Annotated in this window: 17 protein-coding genes and 1 pseudogene; 11 read left to right on the top strand and 7 right to left on the bottom strand. The window is 72.0% G+C overall.

The window, feature by feature from the left end; all coding sequences use genetic code 11:
* Positions 1-181: 181 nt before the first annotated feature.
* Positions 182-577: a VOC family protein gene (locus tag WME89_RS01770; protein WP_438007555.1), complete on the bottom strand. Its 396-nt coding sequence runs from the start codon at positions 575-577 to the stop codon at positions 182-184.
* A 460-nt stretch (positions 578-1,037) separates the two neighbouring features.
* On the opposite strand from WME89_RS01770, the gene WME89_RS01765 reads away from it, so the two are divergent.
* The gene (locus tag WME89_RS01765; protein ID WP_438007554.1) at positions 1,038-1,589 is read left to right on the top strand and encodes a DUF1993 domain-containing protein; all 552 of its coding nucleotides are present in this window, start codon (positions 1,038-1,040) and stop codon (positions 1,587-1,589) included.
* A 46-nt stretch (positions 1,590-1,635) separates the two neighbouring features.
* Here WME89_RS01765 and WME89_RS01760 read toward each other — a convergent pair whose 3' ends face one another.
* The 5 genes from WME89_RS01760 to WME89_RS01740 form a co-directional block, all read right to left on the bottom strand.
* A complete protein-coding gene (locus tag WME89_RS01760; protein ID WP_438007553.1) occupies positions 1,636-2,577 on the bottom strand; it encodes a DUF7277 domain-containing protein in 942 nt (313 codons plus the stop codon).
* Between the two features lie 10 nt (positions 2,578-2,587).
* Complete coding sequence (locus WME89_RS01755; protein ID WP_438007552.1) at positions 2,588-3,475, bottom strand: hypothetical protein; 888 nt, start codon at positions 3,473-3,475, stop codon at positions 2,588-2,590.
* A 303-nt stretch (positions 3,476-3,778) separates the two neighbouring features.
* Positions 3,779-5,572: a hypothetical protein gene (locus WME89_RS01750; protein ID WP_438007551.1), complete on the bottom strand. Its 1,794-nt coding sequence runs from the start codon at positions 5,570-5,572 to the stop codon at positions 3,779-3,781.
* A gap of 384 nt (positions 5,573-5,956) precedes the next feature.
* The gene (locus tag WME89_RS01745) at positions 5,957-6,799 is read right to left on the bottom strand and encodes a dienelactone hydrolase family protein (protein ID WP_438007550.1); all 843 of its coding nucleotides are present in this window, start codon (positions 6,797-6,799) and stop codon (positions 5,957-5,959) included.
* A 109-nt stretch (positions 6,800-6,908) separates the two neighbouring features.
* On the bottom strand, positions 6,909-8,477 hold the full coding sequence (locus tag WME89_RS01740) for a glycosyl hydrolase family 18 protein (RefSeq protein ID WP_438007549.1): 1,569 nt from the start codon (positions 8,475-8,477) through the stop codon (positions 6,909-6,911).
* Positions 8,478-8,906: 429 nt separating this feature from the next.
* Here WME89_RS01740 and ptsP point away from each other — a divergent pair, with 429 nt between their 5' ends.
* The 6 genes from ptsP (at position 8,907) to WME89_RS01710 (ending at position 19,336) form a co-directional block, all read left to right on the top strand.
* On the top strand, positions 8,907-11,498 hold the full coding sequence (gene ptsP / locus WME89_RS01735; RefSeq protein ID WP_438007548.1) for a phosphoenolpyruvate--protein phosphotransferase: 2,592 nt from the start codon (positions 8,907-8,909) through the stop codon (positions 11,496-11,498).
* 91 nt (positions 11,499-11,589) lie between these two features.
* On the top strand, positions 11,590-13,299 hold the full coding sequence (gene nagE / locus WME89_RS01730; protein WP_438007547.1) for an N-acetylglucosamine-specific PTS transporter subunit IIBC: 1,710 nt from the start codon (positions 11,590-11,592) through the stop codon (positions 13,297-13,299).
* Between the two features lie 4 nt (positions 13,300-13,303).
* Positions 13,304-14,395: an N-acetylglucosamine-6-phosphate deacetylase gene (gene nagA, locus WME89_RS01725; protein ID WP_438007546.1), complete on the top strand. Its 1,092-nt coding sequence runs from the start codon at positions 13,304-13,306 to the stop codon at positions 14,393-14,395.
* A 16-nt stretch (positions 14,396-14,411) separates the two neighbouring features.
* Complete coding sequence (locus WME89_RS01720) at positions 14,412-15,422, top strand: SIS domain-containing protein (protein WP_438011879.1); 1,011 nt, start codon at positions 14,412-14,414, stop codon at positions 15,420-15,422.
* 9 nt (positions 15,423-15,431) lie between these two features.
* A complete protein-coding gene (locus WME89_RS01715) occupies positions 15,432-18,236 on the top strand; it encodes a family 20 glycosylhydrolase (protein WP_438007545.1) in 2,805 nt (934 codons plus the stop codon).
* On the top strand, positions 18,233-19,336 hold the full coding sequence (locus WME89_RS01710) for a hypothetical protein (protein ID WP_438007544.1): 1,104 nt from the start codon (positions 18,233-18,235) through the stop codon (positions 19,334-19,336). Before WME89_RS01715 ends, WME89_RS01710 begins: the two co-directional genes overlap by 4 nt.
* Positions 19,337-19,355: 19 nt before the next feature.
* Here WME89_RS01710 and WME89_RS01705 read toward each other — a convergent pair whose 3' ends face one another.
* Positions 19,356-20,126: an SDR family NAD(P)-dependent oxidoreductase gene (locus WME89_RS01705; RefSeq protein ID WP_438007543.1), complete on the bottom strand. Its 771-nt coding sequence runs from the start codon at positions 20,124-20,126 to the stop codon at positions 19,356-19,358.
* 118 nt (positions 20,127-20,244) lie between these two features.
* Here WME89_RS01705 and WME89_RS01700 point away from each other — a divergent pair, with 118 nt between their 5' ends.
* The 4 genes and pseudogenes from WME89_RS01700 to WME89_RS01685 all read left to right on the top strand — a co-directional run bounded on the left by WME89_RS01700 (position 20,245) and on the right by WME89_RS01685 (position 22,500).
* Positions 20,245-21,174, top strand: a complete 930-nt coding sequence (locus WME89_RS01700) for a LysR family transcriptional regulator (protein WP_438007542.1) — start codon at positions 20,245-20,247, stop codon at positions 21,172-21,174.
* A 45-nt stretch (positions 21,175-21,219) separates the two neighbouring features.
* A pseudogene (locus tag WME89_RS01695) lies at positions 21,220-21,357 on the top strand (L-histidine N(alpha)-methyltransferase); the annotation flags it as partial.
* A gap of 31 nt (positions 21,358-21,388) precedes the next feature.
* Positions 21,389-21,670 carry a DUF427 domain-containing protein gene (locus WME89_RS01690; RefSeq protein ID WP_438007541.1) on the top strand — a complete coding sequence of 94 codons (282 nt, stop codon included), beginning with the start codon at positions 21,389-21,391 and terminating at the stop codon, positions 21,668-21,670.
* A gap of 101 nt (positions 21,671-21,771) precedes the next feature.
* Positions 21,772-22,500 carry a 2OG-Fe dioxygenase family protein gene (locus WME89_RS01685; protein ID WP_438007540.1) on the top strand — a complete coding sequence of 243 codons (729 nt, stop codon included), beginning with the start codon at positions 21,772-21,774 and terminating at the stop codon, positions 22,498-22,500.
* The last annotated feature ends 12 nt before the right edge of the window (positions 22,501-22,512 follow it).

The following is a 22,512-nucleotide window of genomic DNA, read 5'->3' as shown; positions in this document are numbered from 1 at the left end:
TATGCTGCCACACACCGGGTGATATCCGGAACCACGTCGGCGCCACCCGCGTTCCGCACACTCGCGCGGCTGCATCCCGGACACCCCGTTCCACTGGAGCGATGGGGAGCACCCGCTGGCGGCTCGGCTCGGAGCCGCGCAAGGGGTCGAATCCGTTCTCCTCCGCCGAGCTGCGTGCGGCTTACTGCGCGGCCTTTGGATCCATCCAGAGCACCTCCCAGTGGTGCCCGTCGAGGTCCTCGAAGCTCCGCCCGTACATGAACCCGTGGTCCTGCGGCGGCCCCGCCTCCTTGCCGCCGCCGGCGACCGCCTTCGCCACCATCGCGTCCACCTCGGCGCGGCTCTCGCACGAGAGCCCGAAGGCCCCCTCCACGTGCGTCGCGGTGTCGCAGAGCTCCTTCTTGGTGAACGTCCTGAAGAACGGCTCGACGAGCAGCATCGCGTAGGCGTGCTCGCCGATGAGCATGCAGGCGGCCTTCTCGTCCGTGAACTTGAACGTGAAGCCGAGGGCCGTGAAGAAGGCCATGGTGCGATCGAGGTTCTTGATGGGCAGGCTGACGAAGAGCTTGTGGGACATGAGGTTGTCCTCCTTTTGCTCCATGGACCCCACGCCCGCGGAGAAATCATCGGCCGCTCGAAAAAAATCTTCGCGCCCTGCTCCGGCAGCTCCATGGGCGCCTCGTCGCCATCGACGAGACAACGGCCCCGCTCACGGCCGCGGTGCCCCTCGCCGCCCACGGGAGCTACACGGCCGTCGACGTCTGGCAGCTCACGTCCGCGTCTGGCAGCTCACGTCCGCCAAGGCCGATCTCGTGGCAGCGGATCCGGTCACGCCGAGCGCCACGAACGCGTTCGCGTACGCGATGCCGGCCCACGGCGCCTCGGTGCTGGTGCCGCGCCAGTGGCCGCCGGCGGCGAGGCTGCCGCGCGCGAATCATCGCGCGACAGCCTCGCGGTCGGCGCGGTTCCGAGGTAGTCGTCGCCGCTCAGGGCGGCTCCGCGCTCGAGCGAAGACGCCCCCATCCCTGGAGGATCTCATGAGTGCTCCGATGCACGCGATGGCGGTCGATTCGTTCGTGATGATGCTGCGCAACCTGCTCGGCATCCTGGACAAAGGGGAGGCGCACGCGCGCGCGAAGGGCCTCGACCCTGCGGTGCTCGTGAGCGCGCGCCTCGCGCCGGACATGTTCCCGCTCTCGAAGCAGGTGCAGTTCGTCTGCCACCAAGCCGCGGAGTGCGCGGCGCGCCTGACGGGCAAGGAGGCGCCGTACTTCGACGCCGGCGAGGAGACGCTCGAGGCGCTGAGGGAGCGGATCAAGCGGACGATCGCGCTCGTCGAGGACGCGCCCGCGACCGCGTTCGAGGGCGCGGAGGACCGGGAGATCTCCGTCCCGCTGCGCGACGAGCTGGTGCTGGAGCTCAAGGGGCTCGCCTACCTGAAGGACTGGGCAATCCCGCAGTTCTATTTTCACCTGGTCACCGCGTACGCCATCCTTCGCCACAACGGGGTCGACATCGGCAAGCCGGACTACGTGGCAGGGCTCGCCAGCGCGATCCGCAAGAGGGGTGGCGGAGCGACGCAGGCGTAGCCCGTGGCCGGCGCGCGGGGCGGCTCCGTCGCGCCGGGGGACCGGGTCAGCGTGGGGCCTTCTCTGCGTCGCAGAGGCTGCCGCCGGCGCCGGGGCTCGCGCAGGCGGGACGCAGGTGTTCCAGGTCCTTGATCGCGGACATCCAGCCGCGCGGAATGCGCGCGGCGATCTCCCGGTAGTAGTTCACGCCGAAGTAACGGAGGTTCTCCGGCATCGAGCTCGTGATGAGCGCGCGCAGGGCCCAGCGCGTCAGCTCGGCCTCGGGGTGGAGATCCCCCTCGATCGCGGGCGAGAGGAGGCGCCGCTCGGCGGCGATCACCATCCCTTCCTCGGCGAACAGATCGATCATCCGCTCGCGGCGGGATGGCGCGGGTCGCTCCGGGAACCCATCCCACGCGCGGGGCTCGAGGGAAGCGGCGATATCTCCGAGCCGGAGGCGATCGTGCAGCTCCCGGTGGAGGCGTGGATCGCGGGGCCCCGGCGCCGCGGGGTGGCATGGCTCCGCGTCGCGGGCGCCGCGTCGGTGCCCCTCCGCGAACATCCGCCGCGAATCGTCCAGCGTGTGAGGGAGCAGCGCCGCCACATGCTCCGGGATGGATGGGATCCGATCGCGCAGGAAGTACAGATCTTCGAGGTTCTTGTGCCAGTGGACCACTCGGTAGATCAGGCCGCACTGCTTGGTGAGGAGGAGGAACCCGGGGGGAGGGATCCGCAGCGGACCCAGGACCGGCGCCTCGATCGTGGGCGCGTTCGCGAAGGCGGCGCACACCATGGCCCAGTAGGGAATGACGGATGCATTGGCGACCTCGACCGATACGCCATCGAGCCGATAGTGCGCCTTGTCGCGCCGCTGCGCGTGTCGCTCGCTCCTCGGCAGCGCTCGATCGAGCCGCGCTATGTCCTCATCGTCCCCGATGAGGTCCCAATCCCGGGGCTTCCGGAACTCCGGGAAGTGATACGCGATGGCCCGGCTGCCGATCAACAGCATGAGCGGCCGGTCACGCGAAGGAGATGCCCACGGCGAGGTCGAGCACGTCGCGCGTCGGGAGCCCCGGCGCTGCCGGTGTGCCTGGCACATCGCGGAGGAGCGGCGGCACGTTGAGCGGCACGTTAAAATCGATGTCTCGCGGGTGAAACATGCCGACGCAGGTGCCCGACTCCGCGTTGCAGGCCTGGTCGGAGCTGCACGAGGTCCAGCTAGACTCCCAGGAGCCGGTGTCGAGGCACTTGATGACGACCGGCGTTCCCTGCACGGAGCCGCACTTGAACGTGCCGGGGCGGCACTGCGTACAGGCGCCGTTGAAGCAGGCGGGGAGATCGCCACCGCACATGCTCTCGGTCGTCCACTGCCCGTCGGCGCACACCTGCAGCGTGTTGCCCGCGCACTGGCGAGGCGGCGGCTCCGGCGCAGCGCACCGGAGCGCGGAGTCGCCGAGGCACTGGAACACGCCGCAGGAGCCGCAGGGATCACCGACCTTGCCGCCCAGCGACTTGTTGCAGCCGCCGCACTCGTTCACGACGAAGGCGCCGTCTCCGTCGTCGCAGTCGCGCCCGGCAGCGGCCTCGCAGAGCCGCGTGCCTTCCCCGTCGTGGTCGACATCGCGGGCCACCACCTTGCCGCCGGCGCACTCGCAATCGGGGTCTCGGGTCTCGCACGACACCCCGCCGCCGCTCCCGGTCGCGCCGGAGCCGCCGCCGCCGCTTCCGGTCGCGCCGGAGCCGCCGCCGCCGCTCCCGGTCGCCTCGGAGCCGCCGCCGGTGGTGAACTGGCGCTCCTGCTGCCCGCAGGCGACGAGGACCAGCAGAGAGCAGACGCCCGGACCGACAAGGTGAACCGGGCTGTGGAAATGGAAGAGCTTCTCCTGGATGGCGGCTCGGCTCGGCATGCGCGGACCTTCCTCGAGACCTGTCTAGCACGAAACGCGTGTGCCGGGTTCGAGGACCCAATCGCACATCGGCCGCTGTCGCGCTGGCGGAGCAGCGCGATGACGCTGCTCGCGCGGTAGCTCCGGCGCGTGCCCCGGCAACGCGCGCGTCGTGACCCAGGTCACCACGCGCGCGTTTCACCTGAGGGAGCTCCACGATGCCGGCCTGTCACAGAGAAGCGGCTCAGCGGGAGACGCCATGAGGTCGTGTGTCAGCGCGCGCAGCGCCGCCGAGCACACGACCTGAAGGTGCCAGTGCCGATGTCAGATCCCTGAGCCACCGCCCGCGCTGGCGCCGCCCTCACCGCCAGCGCCCGGGCCTCCACCGCCGACACCGACTTCGCCCGCGCCGCCAGCGCCCGCGTCTCCGCCGCCCGCGCCGACTTCGCCCGCGCCGCCAGCGCCCGCGTCTCCGCCGCCCGCGCCGACCTCGCCCGCGCCGCCAGCGCCCGCGTCTCCGCCGCCGGCGCCGAACCCGCCCGCGCCGACCGCGCCCGCTCCCGCGCCCATCCAGCAGTCCTGGGGATACCCGCAGTAGCCACCGCAATCGATCTGGGGAGGAGCGCAGGGCTGCGGCTCATCACGGTTCCTCTCCAGCTCCACCGGCAGGACCTCGAGCTGCTGGGTGATCCAGGCGTCCAGGCTCTCGTAGCGCGCCTCGTCGCCCGCGCGGAGCATGCCATGGTCCGACAGCTCGTCGTAGATCCCCTTCAGCACCGCGTTGGGGTCCAGCGCCGCGAAGTCCTCGATCACGTCCTCGCACATCGCGATCGTGTCGGCCCAGCAGGCCGGGTCGCTCTGGCACCCGCGCGCCAGCGAGTTCGTGCCGGCCAGCGCGACCACCGGATACCACTCCTGCCCCAGGCTGATGTCGATCGAGTACGGCAAGTACTGGAACAGACCATCGTTCCGCTCGACCAGCACGACGTTGTTGCTGTTGTGAAGCGCGTCGTCTCCGGTGGCGAGCACCCACGAGAGGCACTGGAACCGATGGAAGGCAGGCCAGTCGATCCAGCTCGCGAGCGCGGCCTTGAAGCCCTCGCCCGCCGGCGTCTCGACGATCGCCTCCTCGAGCTCCTTCGCGCGGGTGTTTTCACACTTCTTGAGCTGGCAGCTCCCTGGATCGTCGAAGACGCTGGCGCCGATCGGCACCACGTCGATCGGGCGCGGGCCCCCGCCCCCCGGCATGTTGCCGGCGAAGTCTCCGACGAACTCCCACATGTTGGCGCACCCGCCGCCGAGCTTGCCCTCGACGCGCTCGCAGAACGCCTTCTTGTAGCGCTCGACCACGATGTAGGGGATGGACACCTCCGCACCCCAGACATTGCTCGATACCCAGGCGTAGTTGGCCAGGGGGGCCGGATAATCGAGGCGCGCGTAGAGCTCGAGCGTGAGGCGCTCGCGGAAGATGCTGCCGACCTGGCCGTTGTTGAAGCGCACATGCTCGAAGCCGCCGAGCCGTTGCTGGTCGACGAACTCGTCCGCGTCGATGTTGAGGTTGGGGATGGCGCGCTTCGTCCAGGGCCGCATCGTCGACTGTCCGACGACGCCGACCTGGACCTTGCCGTAGTCGGCCGTCTTGCCGTCGTCGCCGGCCGTCGTCACCCACAGATGATCCACGAAGGTCGCGTCTTCACCGGTCGGTGAGTAGATGTCCCCGAAGCCCACATCTCGGATGGGGATCCCGACGCCGCCCACCGACTCGTTCATGAGCTCGAGCTGCTCTTCCGAGACAGCGAACCAGTAGCGGTTGCCGACGGCGCCGAAGACGTCGAGCGCATGCTCGGTCACCTCGGTGTCCGCGACGGGCGCTCCCGGGTACTCGCCCGCGGGCGCGCCGCCGGTCCCGCCGACCCCGCCGGCGCCGCCGGCCTCACCGGCGCCCCCGGCCCCGCCCTGCCCGATCGTGTAATAGTAGTTGTAGTAGTTGTCCGGCTCATCGGCGCAGCCTGCCAGGAAGGCGGCAGACGGGATGGCGAGGAGGGCGAGCAGGGAGATCGCTCGCGTGCGGGACGACAGTGACCGAACAGAGGGAGATGACGGTAGCTGATGGGACATGCGCGCAACCTTTCGGCGACACGCCCATTGCAAAAGTTGTACCGTCCACAGAGAAAAATTTCGCGAGGGCCCCGACGTCGCTGCCGTGGGCCTGTCGGCCGCGCAGGCCCGGTGAGGCCGTTGAGGAGCGCATCCCTCTCGCCCGCAGGCGTGGACGCGCGGGCGGCGCCGCCTCATGACACGAGGATCAGATCCTGGCACACCGCCCCGGATCAGCGGCCGTCTGTGCCAACGTCGGGATGCGACACCGAGCCAGCTGGTCTCTGGTCTGCGCTCACGCTCACACCCTGGTCGGGCGCATCAAACTGCCTGGACAGCGATCACCAAGGCAAGTCTATGCGATAGCGTGTAACGGAAACGACCTCCAAGACTGCGCCGGCGACGCTACGCGGCCAGCAGCTTGTCGCGGAAGAGCTGGAGGACCCTGTCGAGCGCGGCGCGCGTCGGCTCGCCCGGCGCATCGATCAGCCCGCCCGTCAGCACCGAGTGGTGCTTCTTGAGCGGCTCCCTGGGGTGCCCGTCGGCTTGCTCCAGCTCCACGGCGACGAACCCGTCCCCGAGGCGCTCGCGGAGGAACTGGAACCGCTCCTCGGGCACCAGGGGATCGCCCTTGAAGCGGAGCCCCAGCACCCGGAGGCCCTCGCTGTCGCAGCGCTGCGCCACCGCGTCGAGGGTCGCAGCGTCGCAGTCGACGGCCCGCCGCCGGCTCTCCGTGAGGGGCATCGGGAGCGACGGCTGCGACAGGACGGGCGCCAGCACCCGGGCGTCCGCCGCCATCGCGAGCGCGAACCCTCCGGTGAAGCACATCCCCACGACACCCACGCCTGGCCCGCCGCAGCGCCGGTGCTCCGACGCGGCGAGGGCCCGCAGCCAGTCGACCACCGGCGAGGAGCGCCCCGTCGCGAGCACGGTGAACTCCTTGCTGATGCACGCCCTGGCCATCGACGAGACAGCGTAGAGGATGCCCGGGACCCTCGGTCGCAAGGGGTCGCGGCCGGCGGTCCCGAACAGGCTGGGCAACACGGCCGTGCAGCCGAGCGCCACCACCCGGTCGGCGAACCCGAGCACCTGGGGCGAGATGCCCGGCATCTCGGTGATCACGAGGACCGCGGGGCCCTTCCCTTTACGATAGACATCGTGGGCGGCCCCGCCGTGCGTGAAGCGCTCGCGCTCGAAGGTGGCGAGATCGCCCTCGGGCGCTTTGGGTCTGTGGTGTGCAGTCACCACGGCACTGCACCACAAGAGGTGCGCGCGGTAAAGCTCCCTCCGGCCGCGCCCGGGCGGCGCGCCGGTCCGTCCAGGGCAACGGCGCGGCCGCTCGGCCCGGCGACGGCCGTCACCGCAGGCCGTTCTTCACCGCGGCGACGAGCTCGCCGTTCGCCGTGTCGCCGCTCAGCTCCCAGAACATCGCGCCGCCGAGCCCCTTCGACTTGATGTAGCTCATCTTGACCCCGAGCGAGGCCGGGTTGTCGTAGCTCCAGAACTCCGTCCCGTTGAAGGTGAAGAAGGCCTTCGTGTCCGGGTGGGTGTAGCCGGGGTGGCCCTTGGCCTTCAGGACCTTGTAGTCCTCGATGCCCGCCTCGTACGTGCCCGGCGCGGCGCCGGCGGCCGACTGCCACACCCCCTGATTCGCGCCGGCGACGCCGGTCCACCCGCGACCGTAGAAGGGCACCCCGACGACGAGCTTGCTCGCCGGCGTCCCGCCGTTCAGCCAGGCAGTGACCGCCTCGTCGGTGCTGTACCTCAGCGCCTTCGCGGGGTTCGAGGCGGAGTTGTAGAGCGGAGCGTGGAAGTTCGTCGTGGCCTCCCAGGCGCCGTGCATGTCGTACGTCATCAGGTTGATGAAATCGAGGTGCCGGTGGATCTCGCCGACCTGGATCTTCTCGATCTTGTCGAGGCCGGCGGGCGCCGCGATGGTGAGCAGCAGCCCGGAGCGCGCCGCGTTGAGCTGGCGGCGGAACTCGGCGAGCAGCGCCGTGAAGTTCTGGGTGTCCTCGGGGCGCTGGTTGCAGGTGCTGCCGCAGGCGGCCGGGTACTCCCAGTCGATGTCGATGCCGTCGAACACGCCGGCCCAGCGGGGATCCTTGATGAAGAGATCCACACAGGAAGAGACGAACGACGCGCGGTTCGCGGGCAGCGCCGCCTCGGAGAAGCCGGCCGACCACGTCCAGCCGCCGAGCGAGATCAGCACCTTGAGGTGCGGGTGCTTGCGCTTCAGCTTGCGAAGCTGGTTGAAGCTGCCGCGGAGCGCGCCGGCGTCCCAGGTGTCGGCGACGCCGTCGACGCTGTCGGCGGCGCTGTAGGCCTTGTCGTAATCGGCGTAGGTGTCGCCGAGCTGGCATCGGTTGCCCGTCACGTTGCCAAAGGCGTAGTTGATGTGCGTGAGCTTGGCGGCCGACCCGCTCGTGTCGATGTTCTTGACGTGGTAATTGCGGCCGTAGACGCCCCACTCCGCGAAGTAGCCGATCACCTTCTTGCCGCCGCCGTCGCCGCCGCCCGAGCCGCCGCTGCCTCCCGAGCCGCCGCTGCCTCCGCTTCCGCCTGAGCCGCCGCTGCCGCCGCCTCCGCCCGAGCCGCCGCTGCCTCCCGCGCCAGCGCTGGTCGTGCTCGTCGTGCTGGTGCTCGTGCCACCACTGACCACCTTCCAGAGCGCCGGGACGATCGGCGGCTCCCACCCCGGAAGCGAGGTGTGCGCCTGGACGCAGCTATAGGTGACGCCGCCGTAGGTCACCTGGGAGTTGACCGCATACGCGGTGTACGGCGCCCAGGCGGCGACGGCGGCTTGCTCCGTCGCGTCGATCTCGGCTCCCTCGGGGCCGAGGCCATCTCCGCCATCGAGTCCGCCGCAGGCGGCCAGGGCCATGACAGCAAAGATCGGCAATGTCGTGAGTGCGGAAAGCTTCATGGCTGTTCTCCTTCGATGTGCCGGTGTCCCGGTCTCCGGTCGTTGCAGGACCGATGAGCAACCGCCGTACCGGTCGCGGCGACGACCTGGAGGGCCGGTGTCAGACAGCCCCGTCAGGGCCCGGTTTGAGCTCCAACAAGAGGGAGATGCCCCGCGATCGCGCCCGGCAACCCCGGCGAGCAAGGGGGGCGATCGGAGAGATCACCCCGGCGATCCCCCCGATCGCGGGAGAGCTCCCGGATCACCCCCGCGATCCGCGCGATCGCCCCGCGACGGCCCGGCGCAGCGCGCTTCTTCGCTCATTCCTCCAGCAGCACGCGATCGCGGTTCAGGGCACGACGCTTGCTCTTGTCTCGATTCGTGGATGGAACCATCGAGCACGTCACCCAGGAACCCGCCGGGGCACATCGGAGTAGGATCGCCGTCGAAATGCACCCCGGCGACACGCTGACGCTCCTCGCACCGCTGTCCGGTCCCATCGTGCCGATCGAGTCCGTCCCCGACCCTGTCTTCGCCGACAAGGTCGTTGGCGACGGCATCTCGATCGATCCGACGAGCCAGACGCTGCTCGCCCCCTGCGACGCGACGGTGACGCAGCTCCACGCGGCGCGGCACGCGATCACCCTGAGCGCCGCGGGCGGCGTCGAGATCCTGATCCACGTGGGGATCGACACGGTCGGCCTGAAGGGCGAGGGCTTCACGGCGCGGGTGAAGCAAGGAGACAGGGTCTCCGCGGGCCAGGCGCTCATCGAGTTCGACGCCGATCGCCTCCTGCGCAAGGCGCCCAGCCTGCTCACGCAGGTCATCCTCCTGAGCGGCGACACGAGCGCCATCGTCGAGCGCGCGAGCGGCGCGGCCAGCGCCGGCGTGAGCCGCCTCATGACGGTGAGCTCCAGGCGCAAGGCCGGGGATGACCCGGCGCAGGTGTCGGGCGCTGCGGAGGCCGGCGCGCCGAGGCCGCCGCGGGCCACGGTCGGGGTCACCTCCGCGCTCGTGACGGTGCCCAACCCGCACGGGCTGCACGCGCGGCCGGCCGCGGTGCTCGCCAGCGAGGCCAGGTCGTTCGCGGCCGACATCAGCGTGGAGCTCGCCGGCCGCAACGCGAACGCGAAGAGCGTCGTCGGGCTGCTGAACCTGGGCGCCGGCCCGGGCGCCGAGCTGCGCCTCGTCGCGAGCGGCAGCGAGGCGGCGCGCGCGGTGGCGCGCCTCGTCGAGCTCATCCGGAGCGGGCTCGGCGAGGACCTGTCCGCCGCGCCCGCCGCGCCCGGGCCCGCCGCGCCCTCCCCCACCCCGGCGCCGCGCGCGGCGACGGCCGACGACGCCCGGCGCCTCCACGGCGTGAGCGCCGCGCCGGGCCTCGCCATCGGCCCGGTCTGCAAGATCGATCCGCTCGCCGCCCCGGTGGAGGAGCGCGGGCTCGACACCGAGGTGGAGCTCGCGCGCCTGCACCGGGCGCTGACGCACACCCGGCACGAGCTGAAGCAGCTCGTCGCCGCGTCGGGCAAGCGCGTCGAGCAGGCCCAGATCTTCAGCGCGCACCTCTCGATGCTCGACGATCCGGAGGTGATCACCCGCACCGAGGTCGCCATCGTGGAGGGCAAGTCGGCCCCGTTCGCGTGGCGCGAGGCGGTGATGTCGTCGTACAGGGAGCTCGCGCGCCAGTCGAACCCCCTGCTCGCCGCGCGCGCCAACGACCTGCGGGACGTGGGCGGCCGCGCGCTGCGGCACCTCGTCGGCGCCGACGACGCGCAGGCCGTGCCGGCCGGCAGCATCGTCGTCGCGGAGACCCTGACGCCCTCCGAGGTCGTGCGGCTCGCCGACCAGGGGGCCGCGGGCTTCGTCAGCGTGCTCGGCGGCACCACCTCGCACGCGGCGATCCTGGCGCGCTCGCTCGGCGTGCCGTACCTCGTCGACGCCTCGGCGGCGCTGCTCGCCGCCGAGGCGGGCGGGACGGCCGTGCTCGACGCGCTCAACGCGCCCAACGTTGGAGAGGCCGTGCTGCTGCTCCGCCCGACCGAGGCCGAGCTCGACGGCTACCGCGCCCGGCTCGGGGCGCGCCAGGTGCTGCGCGAGCGGCAGGAAGCGGCGGCGGCGGAGCGCGCGGTGACCCGCGACGGGGTCCGCGTCGCGGTGCTGGCCAACATCGCGAGCGCCGACGACGCGCGCAAGGCCGTCCGGCTCGGGGCCGAGGGCGTGGGCCTCCTGCGCACCGAGCTGATGTTCTTCGATCGCGCCGCCGCGCCGACCGAGGCCGAGCAGACCGCCGCGTACCAGGAGATCGCCGACGCGCTGGGCGAGCGCCCCCTCGTCATCCGCACGCTCGACGTCGGCGGCGACAAGCCGCTCTCCTACATGCCCCTGCCCGCCGAGGACAACCCGCTCCTCGGCATCCGCGGCCTGCGCGTCGGCGCGCTCCACCCGACGATCCTGCGCAGCCAGCTCCGCGCGATCCTGTCGACCCGGGTCGCCGGCGGGCACCGCGTCCTCCTGCCGATGGTCGCGGGCATCGAGGAGCTCCGGGAGGCGAAGCAGGTGCTCGAGGAGGAGCGCCGGCGCGCCGGCTCGCCCCCGGTGGAGCTCGGGGTGATGGTCGAGGTGCCGTCGGTCGCGATCCAGGCCGATCGGTTCGCGGCCGAGGTCGATTTCTTCTCGATCGGCACGAACGACCTCACCCAGTACACGCTGGCCATGGACCGCACCCACCCGCGGCTCGCCGCCCGGCAGGACGCGCTGCACCCGGCGGTGCTCCGGCTCATCGCCGCGACCGTGCAGGCCGCGCGCAAGCACGAGCGCCACGTAGGGATCTGCGGCGCGGTGGCGAGCGATCCCGACGCCGTGGCCGTGCTGCTCGGCCTCGGCGTGACCGAGCTCAGCGTCAGCGTCCAGGCGATGCCGGAGGTGAAGGCAAGGATCCGCGAGCTCGACGCCGAGAAGTGCCGCGAGCTCGCCAGGGCCGCGGTCGATCTGGGGACCGCGGCCGAGGTGCGGGCGCTGCTCTCGCCGGGGCCGCGGCCCGGCTGACGCTCCGGCCGCGACACGCGCGACACGTAGACCCGGGGGCTGCCGCGAGAGCGACGCGAGCGACGCCCCGCCCACTGGAAAGGAGCTTCGCATGAGGGGATTCAACGAGCTGCAGCGGGTCGGCAAGGCGCTGATGCTGCCCATCGCGGTGCTGCCCGTCGCGGGCCTGCTGCTCCGGCTGGGGCAGCCCGACGTGTTCAACATCGCGTTCATCGCCCAGGCCGGCGGCGCCATCTTCGACAACCTGGCGCTCATCTTCGCGGTGGGCATCGCTGTCGGCCTCGCGCGCGAGACGAACGGCGTGGCCGGGCTCTCCGGGATGATCGCCTACCTGGTGATCACGAACGGGGTGAAGAGCATCGACGAGAAGATCAAGATGGGCGTCCTCGCCGGCATCCTCGCCGGCATCCTCGCGGGGGCGATGTACAACCGCTTCCGCGACACCAAGCTGCCCGCCTTCCTCGGCTTCTTCGGCGGCAGCCGCTTCGTGCCCATCGTCACCGGCGGCGTGAGCCTCGCCCTCGCGCTCGTCCTCGGCTTCGTCTGGCCGCCCCTCCAGGCCGGCATCGACGCGCTGGGCGGCTGGATCGTCGCCTCGGGGCCGATCGGCGCCTTCAGCTTCGGCCTGCTGAACCGCCTGCTCATCCCGACCGGGCTGCACCACATCCTGAACAACATCGCGTGGTTCGTGGTCGGCTCGTTCCAGGGCGCGAAGGGGGCGGTCACCGGCGATCTGAACCGCTACTTCGCCGGCGACCCCTCGGCGGGCGTGTTCATGGCCGGCTTCTACCCGGTGATGATGTTCGGCCTGCCCGCGGCGTGCCTCGCGATCTACCGCACCGCGCGCCCGGAGAACCGCAAGGCCATCGGCGGCGTGATGTTCTCGGCCGCGCTGACCGCCTTCCTGACGGGCATCACCGAGCCCATCGAGTTCGCCTTCATGTTCCTCGCGCCGGCGCTCTACGCGGTCCACGCCGTGCTGACCGGCGTCTCGCTGGCGCTGCTCGACGTGCTCGGCGTCAAGCACGGCTTCAGCTTCTCGGCCGGGTTCATCGACTACGCGCTGAACTACGGGCTCTCGACCAAGGGCTGGATGATCGTGCCGATCGGCCTCGCCTACGCGGTCGTCTATTACGGGCTCTTCGTCGTCTGCATCGAGCGGCTCAACCTGGCCACGCCGGGCCGCGAGCCCGCGGCGGCGGCGGCCGAGGGCGCGCCGCGCGCCGAGCCCGCCGCCGACGCCGGCGGGCTCGCCGGGCAGCTCCTGCGCGCGCTGGGGGGCCACGAGAACATCCGCGAGATCGACGCGTGCATCACCCGCCTGCGCCTGGTCATGGTCGACCGCGACCGCGTGAAGGACGCGGAGCTCAAGGCGCTCGGCGCTCAGGGCGTGGCGCGCCCGGGGACCGACAGCCTGCAGGTGATCCTCGGGCCGAGGGCCGAGTCGATCGCCAAGGAGATGAAGGAGCTCAAGGTCGACGCGCTGGCCACGCCGGAGGCCGCGCCGGCCAAGCGCAAGGAGGCGAGCGCCTCGCGGGGGAGCGCGTCCGCCGCGCTCTCGGCGCGGGTCGAGCGCTGGCTCGCCGCGCTCGGCGGCGCCGCCAACGTCCGGTCCGTGGAGGGGTTCTCGAGCGGGCGCGTGCGCGTCGAGCTCGCCGGCGACGCCCCGATCGACGAGGCGGCGCTCGAGGCCGCGAGCGTGAAGGGCGTGATGCTCCTGCCGGACCGGGTGGTCCACCTGCTCGTCGGCCCCGAGGCGCCGCGGTACGCCGCCGCGCTCGAGCAGAAGCTCAAGGGGTGAGGCCGTGGATCTGGAAGGCAACATCCTCACGCCGGAAGGCTGGCTCCGGGGGCGCCTGCGCTGCGGCGCGCGGGTCCAGGAGATCGAGGGTGCGCCGGCCCCCGGCCCCGCCGCCGGGCCGCGGATCCTGCCCGGCTTCATCGATCTGCACGTCCATGGCGGCGGCGGCCGGGACGTCATGGAGGGCGGCGACGCGCCCCGGGTGATGGCCCGCGCGCACGCGGCGACCGGGACCACGAGCCTGCTCGCCACCACGATGACCGCGCCCACGGCGGAGATCACCGCCGCGCTGCGCGCGATCCGGGCCGCCATGGATGCGCGTCGCCGCGGCGAGGCGCGCGTCCTCGGCGTCCACCTCGAGGGCCCGTTCCTCAACCCGGGTCGGCTGGGCGCGCAGCCGCCGTGCGTGGCGACAGGGGACCTCGACGCCGCGCTCGCGCTCCACGCCGTGGCCCCGATCCGCGTGCTCACGCTCGCGCCGGAGCTCGCCGGCCACCTGGAGCTCGTCCGCGGCCTGTCCGGCCTGGGGGTGCGGGTCCAGATCGGGCACACGCTGGCCAGCTACGAGGAGGTCGCGGCGGCGCTCGCGGCGGGGGCGAGCGGCTTCACCCACCTCTTCAACGCGATGAACGGGCTGCACCACCGCGAGCCCGGCGCGGTGGGCGCGGCGCTGGCCCACGGCGACTTCGCCGAGCTGATCCCGGATCTCGTCCACGTGCACCCGGGCGCCATCCGGGCCGCCCTGCGGTGCATCCCGCGGCTCTACGCCGTGACCGACGGCACCGCCGCCTCGGGGATGCCGGACGGCCCGTACCAGCTCGGCGCGCGCGCGGTCACGAAGTGCCAGAACAGCGTGCGGCTCCCCGACGGCACCCTGGCGGGCAGCTGCCTGACCATGCACCAGGCGTTCAAGAACCTCGTCGGCCTCGGGCTCTCCGTGGCGGAGGCGTCGCGCCGCTGCAGCCTGTTCCCGGCCGAGCACCTCGGCCTGGCGGATCGCGGGCGGGTCGCGCCGGGCTGCTTCGCCGACCTGCTGGTCCTGGACGAGGATCTCGCCCTGCAGCAGGTCCTCGTGGAAGGAGAGCCCCTTGAGTGACCGATCGCGCTCGCTGATGGCAGAAGAGGCCCGCTCCGCCGCGGAGGTCGTGGCGCAGCAGCTCACCCAGGACGAGCCCGCCTACCGCGAGCTCGGCGCTCGCCTGCGCGCGGCGCCGCCGCCGTCCGTCGTCACGATCGCCCGCGGCAGCTCGGATCACGCCGCGGGCTACCTCGCCTACCTCGTGATGACGCAGCTCGGCTGTCCTGTCGCGAGCCTGCCTCCCTCGGTGGTGACCCTCTACCGCGCGCCGCTGCGGCTCCCGGGCGGCCTGGCGGTCGCCGTGTCGCAGTCGGGGCAGAGCCCCGACGTGGTGAGCACGCTGGAGGCCTGCGGCGCCGCGGGCGCGGTGACGGCGGCCCTGGTGAACCAGCCCGGCTCACCGCTCGCCCGGGTGGCCGCGTCGACGCTCCCGCTGCGCGCCGGCCCCGAGCGGAGCGTCGCGGCCACGAAGAGCTTCATCGCGAGCCTGAGCGCCATGGCCAGGGTGGTCGGGAGCTGGCGCGAGGACGCCGCCCTGCTCGACGCGCTGGCCGCGCTGCCGGACGCCCTGACCGCCGCGAGCGGGGCCGACGTGGGCCCGCTCGTCGGCGCGCTGGCCGGCGAGGAGCGCCTGCTCGTGCTCGGGCGAGGCCCGGGCTTCTCCATCGCGCTGGAGGCGGCCCTCAAGTTCAAGGAGACGTGCGGCGTCCACGCCGAGGCGTTCACCGTCGCCGAGGTGCAGCACGGGCCCATGGCCCTGATCGACGAGCGGTTCCCTCTCCTGATCTTCGCCCCGCGCGGCCCGGCCCAGGCCGGCCTCGTCCGCGTGGCGGAGGAGTTCCGGAGCCAGGGAGCGAAGGTGATCCTGGTGGGCGCCGCCGGGCTGCCGGGGGTGCAGCTCGTTGTGCCGGAGTCCCCTCACGAGCTGCTCGACCCGCTCTGTCAGGTCCAGGCGTTCTATCTGGCGGCCGCTGCCCTGGCCGAGGCCCGGGGTCTCGACCCCGACGCGCCGAGGCGGCTCAAGAAGGTCACGAAAACACTGTAGGAGTGCGCCATGCGAAAGGCTGTTTTCCGAGGGGGGCTGCTCGTCGCGGCCCTGTTTGTGGCAGGGTGCGCCGACGACGAGACGTCCTCGTCCACCGGGAGCACCACGATGAGCACCAGCACGGGCGGTGATGGCGGCAACACCGGCGGCAGCGGCGGCAACACAGGCGGTGATGCGGGCGGCGGTGGCGCGGGCGGCGACTCGGCGCAGCAGCGCCCGTCAGGCGCTGATCTCGCCGTGAGCTGGGAGGTGCTGGACAACACGAAGAACCCCGCGGTGAGCTTCGGCTCGGCGCTGACGATCACCAACCATGGAACTGCCGCGCTCGGGAGCAGCGGCTGGACGCTCTATTTCAACTTCGTCCGCACGATCGTGCCCGAGAGCCTGCCGGCGGGGGTGACGGTCACCCAGATCAACGGCGACTTCTTCAAGATGGAGCCGACCGAGGCGTTCGAGCCGGTGCAGCCGGGGCAAAGCGTGGTCATCCCCTTCGACGCGGCGTACTGGGCGATCAAGGAGACGGACGCGCCCGCGGGCTATTACTTCGTGTTCACGGACGTCGAGGGCGTGGCCTCTGCGCCGGAGCCGGTCGGCTCGGAGAGCGTCGCGCCGTTCGTGGAGGAGAAGCAGACCGACCGGTTCCCCGGCGATATAACGCCCGTGCCGACGACGGCGTCTCGCCATGACGAGAACCAGGCTGTCCGCCTGCTCGCGCCGGGCGAGGTGGACAGGATCGTGCCCTCTCCGGTGCTCCTCGAAGCGGGCGCCGGAGAGCTCGTGTTGTCGGCTGCGGTGCCCATCTACCACGCCGCGGGGCTCCAGGGCGAGGCGGCCTTCCTGGCGGAGGCGCTGGAGGTGCTCCTCGGCGGCGCGCCGGAGGTCCGCGAGGGCGCGCCGCCTGCGGGGACGGCGGCGATCTCGCTGGCGACGGGCGCGCTCGACGTCGGCGGCCGGCCGCGGCAGGCGGGCGACGAGGCCTATCGGCTCACGGTCACCGCAGATGGCGTCGAGATCGTGGGCAGCGACGCGGCCGGGGTCTTCTACGGGATCCAGAGCCTTCGCGCCCTCGCGCCCGTGGAGGCGTACCGGAGCGCCCGGCCGGAGCTCGCGATCGGCGCGGTGACGGTGGAGGACGCCCCGCGCTTCGCCTACCGCGGCATGCACCTCGACGTCGCGCGCAACTTCCAGCGCAAGGAGGCCGTGCTGAAGCTGCTCGACGTCATGGCCTTTTACAAGCTGAACAAGTTCCATTTCCACCTCACCGACGACGAGGGGTTCCGCTTCGAGGTGAGCGGCCTGCCCGAGCTCACCGAGGTGGGCGCCCGGCGCGGCCATACCCTCGACGACGGGGACCATCTCGTCCCCTCGTTCGGCTCCGGTCCGGACCCGGACTCACCGGCTTCGAGCGGCAGCGGCCATTACACCCGCGCCGAGCTCGTGGAGATCCTCCGTCACGCGAAGGCGCGCCACATCGAGGTGATCCCCGAGATCGACATGCCGGGCCACGCCCGCGCCGCGGTCAAGGCGATGGAGGCGCGTCACGCGAGGCTCGCGGCCGAGGGCGACCTCCAGAAGGCCGAGGAGTTCCTGCTCAGCGACCTGGAGGACGCATCCCAGTACATGTCCGTGCAGATGTGGCACGACAACGTGCTGAACCCCTGCCGGGAGTCCACCTACAGGTTCGTGAAGGTGGTCGTGGACGACCTCGTGACGATGTACGCCGAGGCTGGCGCGACGCTCACCACCCTTCACACGGGCGGCGACGAGGTGCCGGAGGGCGTCTGGGAGCAGTCCCCCTCGTGCCAGGCGCTCCTCGACGAGGAGGCGGGCGACGGGCTCGACTCAGCGGCCGACGTGACGAGCTATTTCCTCAGCAAGATCAACGAGATCGTGGCGTCTCACGGCCTCGTGACAGGCGGCTGGGAGGAGATCGCCCTGAAGAAGGTGCCGGCGGGCGGCGGCTTCGACAAGGAGGCCAACCCCGCGTTCCTGAACAGCAACTTCAGGCCCTATGTCTGGAACAACGTCTGGGGCTGGGGGGACGAGGACAACGGCTACAAGCTCGCCAACGCGGGCTATCCGGTGGTCCTCTCCAACGCCACCAACCTGTATTTCGATCTCGCCTACGACAAGGACCCGTCGGAGCCCGGCTATTACTGGGCCGGGTTCGTGGACACGCGAAAGCCCTACGAGTTCGTGCCGCTCGACTTCTACAAGAGCGCGCATGCCGACCGCATGGGCAATCCGATCGATCAGGCCGAGATGTTCCGGGATCACGTGCGGCTGACCGACGCTGGCCGGGCGAACATCCTCGGCATCCAGGGGCAGCTCTGGGGCGAGAACGCCAAGGGGCAGCAGGCGATGGAGTACCTGATCTTCCCGAAGCTCGTCAGCCTCGCGGAGCGGGCCTGGGCGCCGGACCCGGCGTGGGCGGCGGAGGAGGACGCGGCGGCGCGCGCGAGCCTGCTCGCGGAGGCGTGGAACCGCTTCGCCAACAGCCTGGGGCAGCGCGAGCTGCCGCGGCTCGACCACCTGGGCGGCGGCGTGGGCTACCGGCTCCCGCTGCCGGGCGCGCGCGTCGACGATGGCCAGCTCGTCGCGAGCGTCGCCTTCCCGGGGCTCGAGATCCGCTACACGACCGACGGCACGGAGCCCGACGCCACCTCGGCCGTCTACAGCGGGCCGGTGGCGGTGAGCGGGGTGGTGAAGCTCCGGACGTTCGACACGCGCGGCCGCGGCAGCCGCACCTCGGTCGTCGATCCGAACGCGCCGGGGGCGTCGGATGCGCCGGAGGGAGGGCGGGCGGCGCGGTGAGGGTCCGGGCGACGATCGCCGCGCCGAGGGGGGCCGCGCTGGCCCTCCTCGCGCTGCTCCCTGGCTGTTACATCGACCTCGACGGCCTGACCGGCGGGGCCGAGGACACCCTCGACCCGGGCGATCCGGGCCGGTGCGCGCCTGGAGACTGCAGCGTCCAGTGCGTCGTCGCCGCGGCCGAGGCGGCCGGCGGTCCTGCAGCGATCGCCGCGGTCGGGCCCGATCTGGTGTGGACGAGCCGCGAGGGCGATCGCGTCCGCCGCCTCGATCCAGCGACGGATGCGGTGGAGGACCTCGTGTCGTTCACGCCGGCGCCGGGCCTGCTCGCGGCCGCCGAGGGGCTCGTCGTGTGGGTCGCCGGCGACGGGCTCTGGCATTGCCCGGCCGACGGCTGCGCGGCGGGCGCGACCTCGCTCATCGCCTTCGGTCCGGGCGAGGCCGAGGCGGTGCGCGGCCTGGCGACGGACGGGCGCGACGTGTACTGGACGCGCGACGAGCCGAGCGGCACCGCCGGAGAGCTGCTGCGCTGCCCCGTCGCCGAGGGCTGCGGGGCGGCGCCGGAGCTGCTCGCGCTGAGCCAGTCGCACCCGCGCGGGGTGGCGGTCACCCCGGGCGGCGCGGGCGACGTCGTCTGGGTCCAGCGCGGCACGGGCGCCGAGTTCGGCCGGGTGCTCCGCCTGGACAAGGGGGCGTCGCCGCCCGTCGCGCCCGCGCAGCTCGCGGTGCGGCTCGATTTTCCGGACCGGATCGCGCTCGGCGGCGCCGAGGTGCTCTGGACCTGGGCCGACCCGGGCGGGGCGGCGGGCGGCGTCTCCCGCTGCGACCTCGTGGAAGGGTGCGCCGAGGAGGCGCTCGCGCCGCAGACCGAGCCGGCGCGGCCGCTGCGCGAGCCCGCGGCGATCGCGATCGAGGGCGCGGATGCCTACTGGGTGAACCGCGGCGGGGGCACGGTGATGCGCTGCCCGACCGCGGGCTGCCCGGGCTACCCCGAGGTGCTCGCCGAGGGCCTGACGCGCCCCGCGGGCGTGGCGGTGCGGGGCGCCTGCGTCTATGCGATCGACGAGGCCGACGGCGGCCGGGTGGTGCGCGCGCCGCGGTGATGCGGTGATGGCGAGCGCCTCACAGCATCTGGCCGCCTGACGCCTCGATCCGCTGGCCGGTGATCCAGTGGCTCTCGGGCGAGAGGAGCATCGCGACCGCGCCGCCGATATCGTCCGGCAGGCCCACCCGGCCGAGGGCCGTCTGGGCGGCGATCATCTTGTTCAGCTCGGCGTTGTCGCGCACGGCGCCGCCCCCGAAGTCGGTCTCGATCGCGCCCGGCGCGAGCACGTTGACCGAGATCTTCCGCGGCCCGAGCTCCTTCGCCAGGTAGCGGGTGAGCACCTCCACGCCGCCCTTCATCGCGGCGTAAGCGGCATACCCGGGGAGGGTGAGCCGCGCGAGCCCCGACGAGATGTTGAGGATCCGCCCTCCGTCGGCGATCAGCGGCAGGAGCTTCTGCGTGAGGAAGAACGTCCCCTTCAGGTGGACGTTAACGAGCGCGTCGAACTGCTCCTCCGTCGTCTCGACGAAGCTCGCGTGGGCGCCGATACCGGCGTTGTTCACCAGGAAATCGAGGCGATCGCGCCCGAACTTGCCGCCGAGCTCCGCCCTCACCGCCTCGACGAACGCGTCGAAGCCGCGCGTACTGGCGACGTCGAGCGCGAGGGCCGCTGCCTTGCCCCCCTTGGCCTCGATCTCCTTCACCACCTCCGCCGCCTCGGCCGCGTTGCCGCGGTAAGTGATGATGACGCCCACGCCGCGCTCCGCGAGGTGGAGGGCCATGCTCTTCCCCAGCCCGCGGTTTCCGCCGGTGACGAGGGCGACGGTGCTGCGCTTCGATGTGCTCATGGTCGGGTCCTTTCGATGGCGACGCGGCCCCTCGCCGCTGTCTGCGATAGTGAATAGCCCTCCGATCCCGGTTGAGAAAGGCCCGGGGTTCGGACACACTGTTTCGACAATCGAAACAATGAGCATCGACCTGGAATCGCTCAAGATCTTCGTGAAGGTGGCCGAGCTCGGGAGCTTCACGAGGGCTGGCGAGCACCTCGGCATGCCCAAGGCGCGCGTCTCGCTGCGGCTGAAGGCGCTCGAGGCGGAGCTCGGCACCCGGCTCCTCCAGCGCTCCACCCGCGTCGTGCGCCTCACGCCGGACGGGGAGGAGCTCCTCCCGCGGGCGCGCCGCCTCGCGCTCGAGGCCGACGATATAGGCGCGATGTTCCAGGCGGCCAGGGCCCTGCGCGGGCGCGTGCGGATCGATCTGCCGGTGAACTTCGCGCGCGACGTCATCATCCCGCGCCTGCCCGAGCTGCTCGCGCGTTACCCCGCGCTCGAGGTGCTCCTCAGCACGACCGATCGGCGCGTCGAGCCGCTCCGCGAGGGCTTCGACTGCGTCCTGCGCATCGGCGCCCCCGGCGACCCGGGGCTCGTCGGGCGCAGGCTCGGCGCCCTGCGGATGATCAACTGCGCGAGCCCATCCTACCTGCGCGAGCACGGCACGCCGCGCCGGCTCGAGGATCTCGATCGGCACCTCCTCGTGCATTACTCGCTGACGCTCGGCGCCGACGCGCCGTCGTTCGAGTACCCCCACGAAGGCGGCTACCGCGAGCGGCCGATGCGCAGCGTGGTGACGGTCAACAGCGCCGACTCCTACCGCGCGGCGTGCCTGGCCGGCCTCGGCATCATCCAGGTGCCGCGGGCAGGGATGCTCGCCAGCATCACCGCGGGCGCGCTCGTCGAGGTCCTGCCCGGCCTCACCTGCGCGCCCATGCCGGTCTCGCTCCTCCACACGCACGGCAGGAGCGTCCCGCGCCGCGTCCGCGCGGTGATGACCTGGATCGCCGAGGTGCTCTCTCCGCACCTCGACGCGATCGACGCGATCGACGCGATAAACCGCTGACCCGCAGGCCGGCTCGTCCGGTCGCGCGCGGCCGCCGGCCGCGCCCTCGAGGTCGGCGAGGGCGAGCGCCTGCACACGGCAAATTCGACCCGGTTCACCGTCGAGGGGTTGCGGCGCCTCGCCCAGCGCGCCAGCTTCCAGGCGAGTCCCGTGTGGACCGACGCGGTAAAGACGTTCATCGTGCGCTGGCTGCGCGCGCCCGAGCGAGGAATCGATGAAAGCCATCTGGAAAGACAAGGTCATCGCCGAGAGCGACGACACCGTGCTGGTGGAAGGCAACCACTACTTCCCCGCGAGCTCGCTCAAGCGCGACTACGTGACCGCCAGCGACCACCACACCGTCTGCTCGTGGAAGGGCACGGCCAGCTACTACTCGCTGCTCGTGGACGGTGAGCTCAACCCCGAGGCGGTCTGGTACTACCCCGACCCCAAGCCCGACGCCGCGATGGTGCGCGACCGCGTCGCGTTCTGGAAGGGCGTGAAGGTCATCGACTGACGCGGCGGCTCGCGCGCTGATCGCGGTCAGACCGGCGGCGCATGGCGCAGGCGGGAAGCCGCTTGCTCGCAGCCGCCGGCTGCGGGTTAAGCTTGAGGCCGATGGAGCTCACGCCCGCCTTCACCTATCCCGCGCAGGTGCCCGTGCTGCTGCGCCAGCAGGGCTATGCGGTGCTCAGCCCGCAGGGCGTCGCCGAGCTCACGGGCTGCGCCCTGCGCGAGCTGCATGCGCTGCGGCCCTCCTGGGACGACCTGCCGCAGGACCGCTACCTCAAGGACGGCGGGCACTATCGCAGCCGGCGGCATTCGTGCTTCGTGGTCGAAGGCGGCGCGGTCCGCCAGGCGCCGCATCGCGCGCACTGGCAGCCCGTCGAGTACAACGCGCTCCACGGCGGCATGCAGCGGTGGTTCGAGCCGATCCAGCCGGAGGTGGTGAGCCAGCCCGCCTGGGCAGGCCTGCTGCGTGGGCTCGGGCAGGTCGCTTCCGGCCTCAAGGGCGAGCAGCCCTGGTTCGTCGAGGCGCACCAGTTCCGCATCGACACGGAAGGGGGCATTGGCCGCCCCACGCCGGAAGGCGCGCACCGCGACGGCGTGGATCTCGTGGCGGTGTTCCTCGTCGGGCGCGCGGGCATCAAGGGCGGTGAGACGCGTGTTTTCCAGGCGGACGGGCCCGCGGGCCAGCGATTCACGCTCACCGAGCCGTGGAGCCTGCTGCTGCTGGACGACGAGCGCGTGATCCACGAGACGACGCCGATCCAGCCCGCGGGCGAGCCCGGCCACCGCGACACGCTGGTGATGACGTGCCGCGCGGGCGGCTTCCAGGGCGCCTGAAGCGTCGGGGCT

It is taken from the genome of Sorangium sp. So ce321, assembly GCF_051530195.1.
GTDB lineage: Bacteria > Myxococcota_A > Polyangia > Polyangiales > Polyangiaceae > Sorangium.
This window is presented reverse-complemented; position numbering and strand designations above follow the sequence as displayed.

Excerpts from the sequence above, each read along its gene's own strand:
- WME89_RS01720 (WP_438011879.1), top strand. The coding sequence starts at position 14,412 with ATGGCAGAAGAGGCCCGCTCCGCCGCGGAGGTCGTGGCGCAGCAGCTC.
- WME89_RS01770 (WP_438007555.1), bottom strand. The coding sequence starts at position 577 with ATGTCCCACAAGCTCTTCGTCAGCCTGCCCATCAAGAACCTCGATCGC.
- WME89_RS01740 (WP_438007549.1), bottom strand. The coding sequence starts at position 8,477 with ATGAAGCTTTCCGCACTCACGACATTGCCGATCTTTGCTGTCATGGCC.
- WME89_RS01700 (WP_438007542.1), top strand. The coding sequence starts at position 20,245 with ATGAGCATCGACCTGGAATCGCTCAAGATCTTCGTGAAGGTGGCCGAG.
- WME89_RS01685 (WP_438007540.1), top strand. The coding sequence starts at position 21,772 with ATGGAGCTCACGCCCGCCTTCACCTATCCCGCGCAGGTGCCCGTGCTG.
- nagE (WP_438007547.1), top strand. The coding sequence starts at position 11,590 with ATGAGGGGATTCAACGAGCTGCAGCGGGTCGGCAAGGCGCTGATGCTG.
- WME89_RS01750 (WP_438007551.1), bottom strand. The coding sequence starts at position 5,572 with ATGTCCCATCAGCTACCGTCATCTCCCTCTGTTCGGTCACTGTCGTCC.
- WME89_RS01755 (WP_438007552.1), bottom strand. The coding sequence starts at position 3,475 with ATGCCGAGCCGAGCCGCCATCCAGGAGAAGCTCTTCCATTTCCACAGC.
- ptsP (WP_438007548.1), top strand. The coding sequence starts at position 8,907 with ATGCACCCCGGCGACACGCTGACGCTCCTCGCACCGCTGTCCGGTCCC.
- WME89_RS01760 (WP_438007553.1), bottom strand. The coding sequence starts at position 2,577 with ATGCTGTTGATCGGCAGCCGGGCCATCGCGTATCACTTCCCGGAGTTC.
- WME89_RS01715 (WP_438007545.1), top strand. The coding sequence starts at position 15,432 with ATGCGAAAGGCTGTTTTCCGAGGGGGGCTGCTCGTCGCGGCCCTGTTT.
- WME89_RS01690 (WP_438007541.1), top strand. The coding sequence starts at position 21,389 with ATGAAAGCCATCTGGAAAGACAAGGTCATCGCCGAGAGCGACGACACC.
- WME89_RS01765 (WP_438007554.1), top strand. The coding sequence starts at position 1,038 with ATGAGTGCTCCGATGCACGCGATGGCGGTCGATTCGTTCGTGATGATG.
- WME89_RS01705 (WP_438007543.1), bottom strand. The coding sequence starts at position 20,126 with ATGAGCACATCGAAGCGCAGCACCGTCGCCCTCGTCACCGGCGGAAAC.